The 14,494-nt window shown below is 60.3% G+C and carries 12 protein-coding genes and 1 pseudogene; 2 read left to right on the top strand and 11 right to left on the bottom strand.

Going from position 1 to position 14,494, the window contains the following annotated elements; all coding sequences use genetic code 11:
- Positions 1 to 375: 375 nt before the first annotated feature.
- The 10 genes and pseudogenes from PSH57_RS15235 to PSH57_RS15190 form a co-directional block, all read right to left on the bottom strand.
- Complete coding sequence (locus PSH57_RS15235; RefSeq protein WP_305383845.1) at positions 376 to 1,338, bottom strand: D-2-hydroxyacid dehydrogenase family protein; 963 nt, start codon at positions 1,336 to 1,338, stop codon at positions 376 to 378.
- A gap of 11 nt (positions 1,339 to 1,349) precedes the next feature.
- Positions 1,350 to 2,382: pseudogene (locus PSH57_RS15230) on the bottom strand (alpha/beta fold hydrolase).
- Positions 2,383 to 2,468: 86 nt separating this feature from the next.
- Positions 2,469 to 2,903: a YqaA family protein gene (locus PSH57_RS15225; protein ID WP_305383839.1), complete on the bottom strand. Its 435-nt coding sequence runs from the start codon at positions 2,901 to 2,903 to the stop codon at positions 2,469 to 2,471.
- Positions 2,903 to 3,349, bottom strand: a complete 447-nt coding sequence (locus PSH57_RS15220) for a DUF411 domain-containing protein (protein WP_305383836.1) — start codon at positions 3,347 to 3,349, stop codon at positions 2,903 to 2,905. The genes PSH57_RS15225 and PSH57_RS15220 overlap by 1 nt, the downstream gene beginning before the upstream one ends.
- Positions 3,350 to 3,636: 287 nt before the next feature.
- Positions 3,637 to 4,581, bottom strand: coding sequence for a GNAT family N-acetyltransferase (locus tag PSH57_RS15215; protein ID WP_305383833.1), 945 nt, complete (start codon positions 4,579 to 4,581; stop codon positions 3,637 to 3,639).
- Positions 4,578 to 5,852 carry a phenylacetate--CoA ligase family protein gene (locus PSH57_RS15210; RefSeq protein WP_305383830.1) on the bottom strand — a complete coding sequence of 425 codons (1,275 nt, stop codon included), beginning with the start codon at positions 5,850 to 5,852 and terminating at the stop codon, positions 4,578 to 4,580. The genes PSH57_RS15215 and PSH57_RS15210 overlap by 4 nt, the downstream gene beginning before the upstream one ends.
- A gap of 53 nt (positions 5,853 to 5,905) precedes the next feature.
- A complete protein-coding gene (locus PSH57_RS15205; RefSeq protein ID WP_305383828.1) occupies positions 5,906 to 8,317 on the bottom strand; it encodes an acyl-CoA reductase in 2,412 nt (803 codons plus the stop codon).
- 1 nt (position 8,318) lies between these two features.
- Complete coding sequence (locus PSH57_RS15200; RefSeq protein ID WP_305383825.1) at positions 8,319 to 9,446, bottom strand: LuxE/PaaK family acyltransferase; 1,128 nt, start codon at positions 9,444 to 9,446, stop codon at positions 8,319 to 8,321.
- Positions 9,447 to 9,473: 27 nt separating this feature from the next.
- Positions 9,474 to 10,709, bottom strand: coding sequence for an MFS transporter (locus tag PSH57_RS15195; RefSeq protein WP_305383823.1), 1,236 nt, complete (start codon positions 10,707 to 10,709; stop codon positions 9,474 to 9,476).
- A 231-nt stretch (positions 10,710 to 10,940) separates the two neighbouring features.
- Complete coding sequence (locus PSH57_RS15190) at positions 10,941 to 11,078, bottom strand: hypothetical protein (protein WP_305383820.1); 138 nt, start codon at positions 11,076 to 11,078, stop codon at positions 10,941 to 10,943.
- A 149-nt stretch (positions 11,079 to 11,227) separates the two neighbouring features.
- Here PSH57_RS15190 and PSH57_RS15185 point away from each other — a divergent pair, with 149 nt between their 5' ends.
- A complete protein-coding gene (locus PSH57_RS15185) occupies positions 11,228 to 11,416 on the top strand; it encodes a hypothetical protein (protein WP_047226561.1) in 189 nt (62 codons plus the stop codon).
- 9 nt (positions 11,417 to 11,425) lie between these two features.
- Here the strand turns inward: PSH57_RS15185 and PSH57_RS15180 are convergent, their stop codons facing one another.
- Positions 11,426 to 11,806, bottom strand: coding sequence for a fe2+ zn2+ uptake regulation protein (locus PSH57_RS15180; protein ID WP_305383817.1), 381 nt, complete (start codon positions 11,804 to 11,806; stop codon positions 11,426 to 11,428).
- Between the two features lie 299 nt (positions 11,807 to 12,105).
- On the opposite strand from PSH57_RS15180, the gene pvdQ reads away from it, so the two are divergent.
- On the top strand, positions 12,106 to 14,454 hold the full coding sequence (pvdQ, locus tag PSH57_RS15175) for a bifunctional acylase PvdQ (RefSeq protein WP_305415883.1): 2,349 nt from the start codon (positions 12,106 to 12,108) through the stop codon (positions 14,452 to 14,454).
- The last annotated feature ends 40 nt before the right edge of the window (positions 14,455 to 14,494 follow it).

The raw sequence follows: 14,494 nt of genomic DNA, 5'->3' as shown, positions 1-14,494 counted from the left end.
GGTGTATCAGTGAGTGGATATGTGACTGACAGAGCGCTTTCGCGAGCAAGCCCGCTCCCACAAGGGGTTTGCGGTGAACACCGAATCGGTTAACCCTGAAAAAAACAGTGTGGGAGCAAGGCTTGCCCGCGATGACGGCGGCACATTCAGGATGGATGCAAGCTGACCCAGCGCTTTCGCGAGCAGGCTCGCTCCCACAAGGGTATTTGCGGTGGATACCGAATCGGTTAACCCTGAAAAACCGGTGTGGGAGCAAGGCTTGCCCGCGATGGTGGCGGCACATTCAGGATGGATGCAAGCTGACCCAGCGCTATCGCGAGCAGGCTCGCTCCCACAGTAATTTGTTGTGAGCACAGGGATTTTCCGGGCGAGTGCTCAGCCAGTCGGGGTCAACAGACGGATCGGTTTGCCGGCCGCCCAGGCTTGCAAGTCTTCGATCATCAGGGAATAGAACTTCTGATAATTGTGCCGGGTGACGTAGCCGACGTGTGGTGTGGCCAGTACATTCTCCAGCGTTCGGAACGGGTGGTCGGATGGCAAGGGTTCCTCGGCAAAGACGTCCAGGGCGGCACCGGCCAGGCGTTTGTCGCGCAGGGCGTCGATCAAGGCGACCTCATCGACGATTGGCCCGCGTGCGGTATTGACCAGCAGCGCCTCGGGCTTCATCCATGCCAGCGCCTGGGCGTCCACCAAACCGCGGGAGCGCTCGCTGAGTACCAGATGCACCGAGAGAACGTCAGCCTGTTCGAACAGTTCCTGTTTGCTCACGTAGGTCACACCCACTTCGCCGGCCCGTTCGGCGGTGAGGTTCTGGCTCCAGGCGATCACCCGCATGCCGAAGACCTGGCCGAACTGGGCTACCCGTGTGCCGATGCTGCCCAGGCCCAGGATCGCCAGTGTCTTGCCATGCAGGTCGCCGCCCAGGCCCTGCTGCCACAGGCCGGCGCGCAAGGCATTGGCCTCCTGCACCAAGTTGCGGGTCAGGGCCATGATCAGCGCCCAGGTCAGTTCGGGGGCGGCATGCTTGTAGCTTTCGGTGCCGCATACCTGGATACCCAGTTCGGCGGCTGTCTTGAGATCCAGGGCGGCATTGCGCATGCCGCCGGTGAGCAACAGCTTGAGGTTGGGCAGGCGGCGCAGCAGGCCTTCATCGAATGGCGTGCGTTCACGCATCACGCAGATCACCTCGTAACGTTGCAGGCGCGCGGCGAGGGTGTCGCGGTCGGCAGGGTACTCGTGAACAAATGTCACCTGGCCGATGCTGTCCAGCACCGACCAGTCCACCACATCCCGCGCTACGTCCTGCCAATCATCGATGACTGCTATTTGCACCGCCATGGAACACCTCGTCAGGGAATGGGTTTGTTCAGCCAGCCCAGCAAGGCCTGGTGGAAGCGGTCCGGCTCTTCCATCTGTGGGGCATGCCCCAGATGAGCGAACTCCACCAGGGTCGACTGGGGAATCAGTTGAGCCACTTGCTTGCCCAGCACTTCATACCGACCCAGTATGGCTTTCACGGCCGGCGACGCGATGTCGCTGCCGATGGCGGTGGTGTCGGAGGTGCCGATCAGCAGCAGCGTCGGTACTTTCAGGTCCTTGAATTCGTAATAGACCGGCTGGGTGAAGATCATGTCGTAGATCAGCGCCGAATTCCACGCGACTTGCGTGTGCCCCGGCCCCTTGTTCAGCCCGGCGAGCATGTCCACCCAGCGTTCGAACTCCGGCTTCCAGCGGCCACCGTAGTAGGTCTTGCGCTCGTAGTTGCGGATACCGTCGGCGCTTAGTTTCAGCTCGCGCTCGTACCACTGGTCCACGGTGCGGTAGGGCACGCCGAGGGCTTTCCAGTCCTCCAGGCCGATGGGGTTGACCATCGCCAACCGCTCGACCTGATCGGGAAACTGCAAGGCATAGCGGGTGGCGAGCATGCCGCCGGTGGAGTGGCCGAGCACAATGCTTTTCTGCACCCCCGAGGGCCTTGAGCAGGGCCTGGGTGTTGGTTGCCAGTTGGTGGAAGCTGTACTGGTAATGAGCGGGTTTGCTGGACGTGCAGAAACCGATCTGATCCGGGGCAATCACCCGGTAACCGGCCTCGCTGAGCGCCTTGATCGAATCGCCCCAGGTGGCGGCGCAAAAGTTCTTGCCGTGCATCAGTACCACGGTGCGGCCGTTGACCTGGCCCTGGGCCGGCACGTCCATGTAACCCATCTGCAAAGCTTTGCCTTGGGACTGGAAGGGGAAGTGTTTGAGTGTGTAGGGGTATTCGAAGCCCTGGAGTTCCGGGCCATAGGCCGGGCCTTCTGGCGGGTTTTCGGCCTGGGCGAACAGCGGCAGGGCGGCAGTCAGAAACAGGCTGGGTAACCAGCGAGCAGTGGAACGCGACATGGGTAATCTCCTATGGGCATCCGGCCGATCCTGGCGCGGCCCGATTATGACGACATTAACCACAGGCAACCCAAAGGCTCGAACGTTCAACCCATCCAGCCGAGAGTCGCGAGGGCGAGCACGCCATAGCGCAGCCCTTTGGCAAAGGTCACGATCAGTATGAAGCGACGCCACGGCTCACCCATCACGCCCGCCACCAGAGTCAGTGGATCGCCGATGATGGGCATCCAGCTGAGCAACAGCGACCAACGTCCATAACGCTGGTAATGCGCGCGGGCCTTGTCCAGATGAGCCGGGCTGACCGGAAACCAGCGGCGATCCTTGAATTGTTCCAGGCGTGTGCCCAGCCACCAGTTCACCAGCGAGCCCAGTACGTTGCCCAGGGTGGCGACGCTCAGCAACAGCCAGGTTTCATGGCGTTCGCCGAGCAATAGCCCAACCAACAGTGCTTCGGATTGCAGCGGTAACAAGGTGGCGGCACCAAAAGCCGCCAGGAACAACCCAATGTAAGCCTCGCCCATCAGTGGGCCGGGTAATCTGCCACCACGGTTTGAGTACCGTCTTTTTTCAGGCCGATCACCTGATACGCATCACTTCTGCCGTCCGTTTCCATACCAGGCGAACCCATGGGCATGCCGGGCGCGGCCACACCGAGCAGGTCGTCCCGTTTGCTCAACGCCAGGACCTGGTCGGCCGGGACATGGCCCTCAACGAATTTGCCATTGATTTGGGCGGTGTGGCAGGAGCGCAGGTTCGGCGCCACGCCCAGGCGCTGCTTGACTGAACTCATGTCGGTTTCAACATGGTCGTTGACCTTGAAGCCGTTTTCTTGCAGATGCGAAATCCACTTTTTACAGCAACCGCAATTGGCATCGCGGTGCACGTCGATTGTGTTCGGTTCGGCGGCCTGGGCCAGCGTGGTGACAAAAAGCGCGCTCAGGGCGAGCAGGTGCAGGGGATTGGCCATGGGGGCAGTCTCGTATCGAACGGTTTGGGAGGAGGATACCAGAGTAGCGAGTGCGAGCTGACAGCGGGCTGAGGGGCGGATTACAGAACTGTCAGGTTGGGAGTGATGCTGATTGGAAGTCCGGCGCAAATTCGCCAGCCACTGCTGAACCCTGTGGGAGCGAGCCTGCTCGCGATCGCGGTGGGTCAGCTTGGCCAGTGTCGACCTTGCCGCCGTCATCGCGAGCAGGCTCGCTCCCACAGGTCCGTGCGCAAACAGCCTGGGGCGCTTTAGCGGCAAACCCGTCTTCAAGTCGCCGAACCTGCCTGAGCGCCCCACCAGATGTGTGCTTGGGCTTGCACGTGTTCGTGGAGCCGTTGCATCGGGTCCGAGTGCAAGGTGAGTGGGTGAGCCAGGGCGCCACGGTGAAACAGCGCCTGCCAGCCGGGGTTACCTTCGGCAGGCATGATCCCGGTGAAAGCGAATCCGGCGTCGATCAACCGCTGATAATCGTCGGCAAATTGCTGGCGCAGTCCGAGTCGCACCGAAAGCGACCAATGGGCCGGTAAGCGCAGCAGTTGTCCGGCCAGGCGAAGGTCTATGTGCCCGGCGACAATGTCGACCCTTCCGGGCAGTTGTCTGATTTGAAAAGGCTGTGCCGAAGGTAAGGGCGCATCGGGCGAGGTGCCAAACAGCGACGCCAATGGCTGCATCAGCCATTGGCATGCCGCGGGCCACTGAAGCTGCGGCAGGGGACGATGATTGTCGCTGATCACTTGGCTGCCGACCACGATGGTTTCGGCGTGGACAGTGGCAAAGGGCGAGGGCACATGGTCAGGCAACAGCCCGGTGTCATGGAAACCCAGTCGTTGTGCCAACCGCTGGCTGTAGAAGTGGCTGGTGACTTGCTTGATCGACAGCCTGGCAAGCCCAAGGTCCTGGCAGCTATCCAGTAAACGCTGGCCCAGGCGCGTCGCAATCTGGCCGCCTTGCACCGCCGGATCTACCGCGATCAGTGCCAACTCCGCGTCTTCACCCTCGGCTGTCGGCCGGCACAATGCAGCATGGCCGACCACGCGATCGTTCACCAGGGCGACCACGGAGTGCCAACGGTTCAGCAGGTTGTGCTGGCCAATCATGTGAGGCAGGTAGACGTCTGGCGAGACGTAGTGATCGCCGTAAACCCGGCGGAACAATTCGCTGATCCCGACGCCATCCGTGGGCCGGAACGGCCGGATGACCACGCTGCTCATCCGGCGTGCCTCGCTGTCAGCGGAGCATAGATGCGGCGGTCGATGATCGACAGGTGCTTGCCGGAGCGCGGATGGCGTTCCAACTCTTGTAGACCGCAGGCCTGAATGTGCAGGTCGAGTTGCTCGATACCCGGATACTGTTGGGTCAGCGCGGCTTTCAATGTCATGGAGAGTGATTGGCAAGCCTGGGTTTGCCCTCCAGGCACCCATTTGAGTAATACGCGGTCGTTGTTTTGTACGTGCTCAATGATCAATTGCCATTGAAGGTCTCCGCCAACGCCGCGGATGATGTCGCTGATCTCCTGCGAAAACAACGAGAAGACGCCTACCCGCACCCGCTGGCTTTTCGCGCTGCGGCCCTGAAGCGCGAACTTGCGCCGTGGGGTGCCGACCGGCTCGCGCCAGCACGCCCGGTCACCCACCGGATAGCGCACGATGGGCATCAGGGTCCGGCTGAAGTTGGTCACCACCAGATTGCCAGGCCGATCACATGCCTGGATGACCTCACCGCTCAGTTCATCAATGATCTCCACCCTTATCTGCTCGTCGAACAGGCGGTGTTCGCCGAGGTTGCAGTCCGGTGCACTGGCGCCCACCAGCCCTGCGTCCACGCTGGCATAGCCGATGGACGCGAAGCGTGCCTGCGGGAAGGCGCGTTGCAACGCAGGCAATTGACGCTCGAACAGGTTTTCCCCACCGAACAGTACGGTAGTGATGCCTGGCAGCGTGCGCCCCTGTTGGTCCAAGTGGTCGGCAAACGCCAGCAGATGCGCGGGCACACCGGCCAGTACATTGATGCGGTGACCGGTCACGGCCTCGCTCAGCACGTCGAGATCCACCGAGCCGGTGAAGGGGAATTCGGTGATCGCTACATCGACTTTGCCAAGTGCACCATGAATAAACAGGAAACTGGCGTACAGGTCTCCGGAAAAAAACAGGTTGGCGATTCGATCGCCTGCCTTCAGTTGTGTTGACAGGCTCTGACCGAAGCAGTCGAGCATCCGCTGCCATTCCGTGTGGGTGTACACCGACAGTTTTCCCTGGCTGGTCGTACCGCCGGTTTTGTAGATCAGTGCGTCTTCTACTTTGTCAGTCAGTACGTCCCAATTGTCCAGGTCATGACTGCCGGCCCAGTAGTCGGCGACGTCGACGATGGGGACATCCTCCAAAGCGCAATTGTGTGCTGGTAAATGCCGTAAGTACTTGCGGTAGAACTTCGAATGCGTACGAATATGGTCGAGCCATTGTTCGAATGGTAAAGAGATGCTCATCAGGATTCTCTCGGACTTTAACGTCCGCTTATTCATTTACACGGGAAAAACAATCAAGCGGATATTCTGCAGTCAATCACCAGCGGAACTTTGCCGCTGTGTTTGTTATGTTCGAAACTTGCTGCCGGACAGGATTGAATATCCAGTACGAGCATTTCGGACTCCACCAGGGTGGACAGCAGTTCGAGGTCCATGACCCTGCTCCGAACCGTTTGCGCATCGCCATCGGCGCGAATCAGCAGGCGTTCGCAGCCGCTGCTGTGGTAATCAAGCACGATTTGAATGGCTGTTTGCGCCTGTTCGGCCAGCTCGTGGGTATTGATTAAGTACGTCACGATGCGTATCAGGGAGCCGTGGCGCTGGCGCAATTCGAACCGGGGTGACTCCAGGCCACAGGGGCAGGGCTCGGGAAGCCAGCGCCCGCAATCGCCGACTTCATAACGGTGAAGGGGTTGCGCATGGCGTATGCGAGAAGTGAACAGGAGCCGTCCGGTTTCCCCCGGCTCGACCGGAGCGTCCTGTTCCAGCTGGACGATCTCCAAGTGTTGAATGTCTTCCATGAGATGGAAAACACCGTCGCCGCTGGCAGTGCAGGCATGGCCAAGGGGGCCCGCGTCGACACTGCCGTAGATGGCTGAGCGGATACTTGTGGCGCCGCAGTCCTGAAGCAATTGACGGCAGCCTTGCCCCAGGCGCTCGCCGCCCAGCATGACTTTGCGCACACCGCCGTAGCCTTGAAGGGTTTTTAGCTGGCTGGAAAAGAGGCGCTGCAAGGTACTTGGCATGCCGACCAGGGTGTTGACCTTGTGGGCGACGATCATCCGTGCGATCTCTTCAAAGTCCACGTCTGACGTAGCACCCATGGGGTAGTGCACAACATTCATGTGCTCCAGTATCTTTGAGAAACTGAAGAAACCGCCGTAGAGATTGCCACCATAAAACAGATTCATGACCCGATCTTTCGCCGGATCCAGGCCGGCTGCGCGTAGTCCATCGGCGGCGGCCCGCATGTGGCGATCAAAATCGCGGTAACTGTAGGGCGACAGCACCGGTGCGCCGCTGCTACCACCTGAGCGGAAGAACAACTGTGCCTGGGGTGCGGCAGGCAGCGCCAGGAATGCCGCTTTGTCCATGATCGGCGTCGAGGGAGAAATGGGTATCGTTGCCGGCGGCGCGTCCAGTGTCACACGAAGACTTGCGACCTCAGGTTCAAGACCAACCGACACCCGGCGACTCAAACGTTGTAGCGCGTAGACACCGTCATGAGGCTCGCCCTCATAGCCTTGCTGGATGTCTGCGGTTGCCGAGATGCGGGTCACGCCGGCGGCTAATACGCGACGTGCCAGTTCAGGCGCCCGTTGCGGTTCACAGATCAGCGCGCAGCTCTGCAACACATTCCGCCAGGGCAGCAGGGTTTCGGTAATCAGCCCATGGGGTACCGGCCGTAACAAAAGTGTGCGAAACAGCGGCGATGGCGACAGGTCGCGGTGATGCTCCCAAACAATGCGCCAGCCATGTCCTTCCCAAATCTGGCCGGTTTGTTCTGCAAAGCTATGGTCAAGTCGGGCAAGTGCCGTGCGGGTGGTGATTTCACACGCTTCGGCTGCAGTGGTTGGCAACGCCGGCCATTGCCCGGTCCGTCGTTCGAAGGCGGCGGCCAGGGCGTTACCCAGTGCCTGCATCTGAGCCGGTTCGTCGCTGTCCACCAACAGCCACTGGGGGCTGGAACAGGCTTGCTGATCGAGTCGGCAGACCTCATCCACCAGACTGTCCAGTGCCTGCTGGCTGGCGGCCTGTGGCGTGACATAGGCGAAGCTGATGCGATGCCCCCAATCGATCCAGCGGCAGCCGCTTGGAATTTGCTTACGCATGGTCTTGAGTGCGGTCTCACCACCCCAGGCGCTGACGCCTTGGGCCAGTGCGAAGAGACGCCGGCACTCGTGGTAGGGCACTGGCAGCACCGCAACGTAATCGTGCAGTTGGCCACTTGGGTCGCAATTGAGGAACGCCGCTAGCACCTGCGCAGTCAGGTCTGCATCGCGTGTGCTGGGTCGCAGCCAGTTGACGTTGCCCGCCAGCAGGCTTTCTAGGGCCGCGAAAAATCCCAGCAAAGGTGCATTGCCAGGGGTGACATGCACCACCAGCCCCAGGGGCTGCCAGCTTTCGAAAGGGCCATCGCAATAGTCGATTCGGCGCAGCGAGCGCGCGTCCGCCCCCAGCTCCCGTTCAAGTTTGCGGCTCAAGTGCTTGCGTTCGCAGAAGGCGATCAGGGCCTGGCGTTGGTCATCGTCCAGAAACGGAGTCTGTCCTGCGTCCCGCAGCGTCTGTGCGAACGCCTGCGCACAATCGAGCACCCTATCGCTGGGCGGCGGTGCGCCCAGAAGCGTGGGCAGTTGCGTCTGCAAGCGTTCAAGGGCTGCGTCGAGTGGCAGATCAGCCTGCAATTGGCCGTTGATGAGATACATATCAATTCTCCTTGATCATTTCGGCGGCGGCCATGGCGCAGCTTCGGCTGGCACTGGTGCCGGCCCGACCGTGCAGTTCGAACCATTGAGTGTTCAAGCCGCACTCACAATTGGCCGGATGCAGGGTTGCCAGGTCGCTCATCACCACGGCATGGGCGGGACTGGAAGAGATGTAAGGTGAGACGAATGACAACAACCCCGTCGCACCGAAGGGCTGGACACTGAAGTCCGAGGGGTGACGCACGAAAGCTTTCGAATAGACCGGCACATGAAACCTGTGGTGTGCGCATTCGATGTACGGCACTGCGTGCTCGACCGCACCGTAACCATCGCGGCATCGGTGGGGCTCAATGCCCAGTTGCCGGGTAATGTGCTCATAGACCTCGTGGCGGGGGATCTCTTGGGCGGCCTGCTTTTTCCAGCCGCCTCCCAGAAACACCAGGGAGTCGGGGGCAAGCTTGAGGTCTGGCGTTGCGGTTTCTCGCATGCGCTCAAGTGCATGACAGAGCAGCGCCGGGAAGCCGAAGATCCTCACCGGCAAGCCTTCCTCGGCGAACTCCTGAAGGGCCCGGATCGCGCCAAAGACATCGAACTCATGACCTTTTCCAGTGCGCCGCAGCGCATGGAAAACCCGATTGGCCGGCGCGAAGCTGCGTAAGAATTGGTCCGTATGGGCGGTGCCGACGTGATTGACCTTCTCGGGTTCGTGGCTGAACAACAGGTAGTTGCAGGGCGAGTCCGGTGTGGACCAGCCGTAATGCTCAAAGATACGCGCCACCATGCCCTGGGCCGCTGCCATGCTGCGTTCGTCATAGCGCATTCGGCTTTTCTGGCCGCTGGTGCCGGAGGATGTCAGCTCCAGCGCGTTCTCGCCTGTGGGGCTGAGCAGCAAGCGCTGCTTGAAGTAGTTGGCGTAGATGGGCGGCAAGCGCGACCAGTCAGTCAAATGCTCCAGGTCCTCGGCAGCCAGGCCGTTGGCGTTGAGCCAGTGTTCGTAGCCGGGGGTGTGGTGGCAATGGAACAGGCTGATCTGGGCCATGGCCCGATCAAACAGACCAGCAGGTACTGAGTCGGGATCGTAGGGTTGCGCCAATGCACACAGCGCATCGGCGTGGGGAAAATGAATCATGGGTATCGTTCCTCAGGGAGGGGATTTTCAGACGAGAGCGGGCGGGCGCGACAGGAACAGGCGCAACGCCACAAGGCAACTGAGCCCCGCGATGCCGACCATCAAGGCAAAGGCGTTCAGGCTCGCTCCGGCGCCCAGTAGCGCGAGCAGCGATCCGGCTGTGCTCATCACGGCGATGGAAATCATCCCGACCATGGCCGAGACCAGCCCTTTGCTGTCGTCGCTGGCGAACAGGGCCAATCGATACAACGCCGCATTGCCCATGCCGAGCCCCAGGGCATAGAGCGCCAGGCCGCTGACCAGCGCGGATAGACACAGGTTGAACTGACTGGCAATCACCAGTGCGATGAGTCCGGTAGACAAGGGCCACAGGCTGTAGCGCAATACCCCGCGCACGCCCAGCCGCTCCACCAGGCGGTTCAGCAGGAGATTGCCAAGGATCACGGCCGAGAACACCGGGATCTGCCACAGGCCGTACACCAAGGGCGACAGGCCCTGCCCCTGGATCAGTAGCAGCGGGGACAGACCGATCCAGGCAATCAGCGGCAGGCTCATCAGCCCCAGTGCCACGCAGGCGGCCATGAATCCGGCATGACTCAGCAGCGCGCCATACCGCCCGATGAGCGTGCGCAGCTTGAACGGCTGCTGCGTAGGCTGCCTGGCGCGGGGAGGCGCCAGGCCAGGGTGTCGGGGCATGAATGCCCATAAGGTCAGCCAGCTCACCGCGCCAAGGCCCGCCAGCAGTACAAACAGCTCGCGCCAGGACAGCCATTGCAGCAGCAACCCACCCAGCAGCGGCCCCAGCAAGGGCGAGAGGAGCGCGAGATTGCCCAGCAACGCCATGACTTTCACGGCGTCCGATTCGTTGAAGACTTCCTGTATGGCGGGGTAACTGACCGCAATCACGAAGCCCAGGCCCATGCCCTGGATCAGACGAAGCCCATTGAATCCCTGCATATGGGTGACCAGGGTGATCGCCGCACATGCCAGCACAAAGCCGGCACACCCGGCGAGCATGAATGAGCGACGTCCATAGCGATCCGACAGTGGACCGATCAGCCACGGCAGCAAGACGCCGCCCAACAGGTACAGATTGAAGGCGTAGGGAATCTGGTCTGCGGGCGCATCCAGTTCCTGGGTCACCGCGAGCATGGCTGGCATGACTAGGTCGCTGGCCATGTAAGTCAATAGTTCGAAAAGAGCGATAGCCAGGCAGAAGCCTGTCAATCGTATTGGCGAAAGAGTTGTCAGCAAGTTTTGCATGATTTTCAACGTTAATTTTCGGTAAGGAGGTAAGCGCCTCTTATTCGAGAATACGTCGGTGAAACTAAGGGCCAAAAGAAGTCTTTCCCTTTGTTCGTGGAGGAAATGTGAGTTAAATCTGTAAGAAAAATGTCCACCAAGGGGCGGACATTTGTTCGTGATGTGAGCAATTAATCTGATAGGTGTCAGTTAACCGGTGCGCAGACGCATCAGGTCTAAAACGGGAAGTTCCTAGCGATGCATGTCCACACCTGGGCCGCCACGGTGCTCATGGCGGTCGCCGTGACCGCGATCATGTGGGAAGAAGAGGCAACCGCTCAGGGTCAGGACGGAAAACAGGGAAAGCAGCAGGGTTATACGGCGAAACATACAGAACTCCTCATGATAAACACCGCGGTTGCGCGAATACGCCCCTTCGGCTGTACCATGAGACCCCGTCTGCCGCCCGCCATCCCCAAAACACGGTATGCGCCTGGCAAGCATTCGGATACAGAGCGGATACATTCAGGAAATTGGCAATGACTCAATCGCAACGTTTGAAATACTCGATTCTGGTGGTTCTCGTCGTTCTGGCGATCATGCTGGGACTGACCTGGATGCAGAACAACGGCATGATCAGCGAGCAGCTGTTTCAATACATCGCTATTGCCGTAGCGGTCATCGTGGTAGTGATCAACGGCGTAATGCGACGCAAGGTCAAACCCTGAACGCAGGCGTCACTCTGCGCCCTGAAGCACGGCCATGGCCTTGCGGTGCAGGCTGTAGGTTTTATCGGCGTTAAGGGTGACGACACCCTCGCTGCACAGACGCTTCAATACCTCGCGCACGCTGAGGAAGGACAACGGAATGTCCAGCCCCAGCAGTTGGCTATGCACGCCTCGTACACCCAGGCTGCGGTTTTCACCGGCGGCCTTGAGCAATGCGTCGATGACTTTGAGGCGAATCAGGCTGGTCCTGAGGCCGAAGCTCTTGAGCAAAAGCCTGATGTGCTCATTGCAACCTCGTTCTGCCGGCCTGTCGAACAGGTTGTTGGTGGCTGTCGCCGGAACGCCGGTCGACCTGGGCTTACCCTCCATGGGCTGACGCGCGTCATGCATGCAAAAACTCCTTACCAGCCTGATCAGAAAAGGGTCACGGATACTCTCCTGTAATAGGACGAACGAACGTGACCAATCATGAAGGCCAAAAGCTGAAAAATTTGCCTGGATATGATCAAGCCCCGTAGTCAGGCGGTTGCCAGGCGATTAATTTTTTTTCATCCGGTTCGTTTTCAAGGGATGCACATTCCGGTCAGGCACGCGGTATGTGGGTTCCCAGGCCGGGCCAAGTGTTTTTTACTGCCGTAACGGTAGCCGTCCTGGTTTTTGAAAGTGATCGATCAGGAGTGAACGTGAGAATGTCCGGGCAGTTATCGAGGTTTTGTCTCGCAGGCGTGTTTTTAGGGATGGGCCTGGGGCTCAGCTCCGTTGCCGGCGCTCAAGGCGATGTAGAACCGGCCAGCGCCGAGATCCGTCGCACCAGTTTTGGTGTGCCGCATATCCGGGCTCAGGATGAGCGCGGGTTGGGCTACGGCATCGGGTACGCGTACGCTGAGGATAATTTATGCCTGCTGGCCAATGAGATCGTCACGGTCAACGGCCAGCGCTCGCGTTACTTCGGCCCGGAGCAGGTCACGCTCGAACAGCGGGAGAACCGCGTCAGCGATGTGTTTTTCAACTGGCTCAACACGCCGCGAGCCGTTTCCGGTTTCTGGCAGGCCCAGACGCCTCAAGTACAGCAACTGGTCGAAGGCTATGTCGCGGGTTTCAACCGCGCGCTGGCCGAACGCAAGGCCGTCGGCCTGCCCGAGCAATGCGCCAGTGAGTGGGTACGGCCGATCACCGCGCTGGACCTGGTCAAACTGACCCGGCGCCTGTTGGTGGAAGGTGGCATCGGCCAGTTCGCCGAAGCCCTGGCGGGTGCGCAGCCGCCCCAACCGACGGCGGTGGCTGGCGAGCCGATGGCAGGTTTTGCAGGCGCAGCGACCCGGCAGCAGCGTTTCGCCCTGGAGCGCGGCAGTAACGCGGTCGCCATCGGCAGTGAGCGCTCCTTCAACGGGCGTGGGATGTTGCTGGCGAACCCACACTTCCCATGGTTGGGGGGCATGCGTTTTTACCAGATGCACCTGACCATCCCCGGCAAACTGGACGTCATGGGCGCGGCCCTGCCAGGCCTGCCGGTGATCAACATCGGTTTCAGCCAGCACCTGGCCTGGACCCATACCGTCGATACTTCCAAACATTTCACTCTGTACCGTTTGCAACTCGACCCAAAAGACCCGACTCGCTATCTGCTTGATGGTCAATCGGTACCGATGAGCCAACAGATGGTCGCGGTGGACATCCAACAACCCGATGGCCAGGTGAAGACGGTTTCGCGGGTGGTCTACGGCTCGCAGTTCGGCCCGATCGTGCAATGGCCCGGCCGGCTGGACTGGGATGACAAGTTCGCCTACAGCCTGCGCGATGCGAACCTGGAAAATGATCGGGTGCTGGCCCAGTGGTACGCCATGAACAAGGCCGTCACGCTCAGGGATTTGCAGAATGCGGTCCATAAGATCCAGGGCATTCCCTGGGTCAACACCCTGGCGGTGGACGATCAGGGGCAAAGCCTCTACATGAACGTGTCGGTGGTGCCGAATGTTGACGCCGACAAGTTGGCCCGCTGCAGCGACCCGCGGGCAGGGCTGCAACTCATCGTACTGGACGGTTCGCGTGGCGAATGCGCCTGGGATATTGATCCCAAAGTCGTACAGAAAGGCATCTATGCCTCCGACAAGCTACCGCAGTTGTTACGCCGCGATTATGTGCAGAACTCCAACGATTCGGCGTGGATGGTCAACCCCGCAAAACCCTTGTCCGGTTATTCGCCGGTGATCAGCCAGCAGGACCAGCCGTTGGGCCTGCGGGCGCGTTTTGCCCTGCAGCGGCTGGGTCAACTGGCCAAGGACGGGCCGGTAAAGGTCAATGACTTGCAGCGCATGGTCATGGACGATCAGGTCTACCTCGCTGATCAGGTGATGCCGGACCTGCTTGGCTTTTGTGCCGGTGACTTGGGGAGCGATGCCTTGGCGTTGACCGAGGTTTGCAACGGCCTCAAGGCCTGGGATCGAACAGCCGGTTTGAACAGCGGATTGGGGTTCATTCATTTCCAGCACATTATGGAGCAGGTGCAGGGTGTACCTGATTCGTGGCGTGTCCCGTTCGATCCGCGAGATCCACGACATACTCCTAGTGGCCTGGCGATTGAGCGTGCCCCGGTGCATAAGGCTGTGCGTCAGGCCATGCTGGCCTCGCAGGCGTCTGTGAAGGCCGCCGGATTGCCGAAGGGCAGCCGCTGGCAAGATGTGCAGGTTGCCAGCAGTGGCAGCCGGCAGACACCAATCCACGGCGGTCCCGGCGAGTTGGGAATCTATAACGCGATTCAGAGCGTACCGGGTGCCAACGGCAAGCGGGAAGTGGTCAGCGGCACCAGCTACCTGCAAGTGGTGAGTTTTGATAGCAAGGGACCCCAGGCTCAAGGTCTGTTGGCATTTTCCATTTCCAGCGACCCCGCATCGCCGTATTCGGCGGACCAGACCCAGGCATTTTCGAAGAAACAATGGAGTGTGCTGCCATTTACCGAGCAGCAGATCAAAGCTGATCCGCACTATCAGGCCGTGATTATCCGTGAGCCTGATGAGGCGGGCAGGGTGGCCAAGCAATAATCGCTGTTGTCTTACACAAAAGCCGCGACCTGATCAGGTC

This window comes from Pseudomonas hefeiensis, from assembly GCF_030687835.1.
Classification (GTDB): domain Bacteria; phylum Pseudomonadota; class Gammaproteobacteria; order Pseudomonadales; family Pseudomonadaceae; genus Aquipseudomonas; species Aquipseudomonas hefeiensis.
The sequence above is the reverse complement of the archived record's forward strand: the minus strand, read 5'-3'. Positions and strand labels throughout refer to the sequence as shown.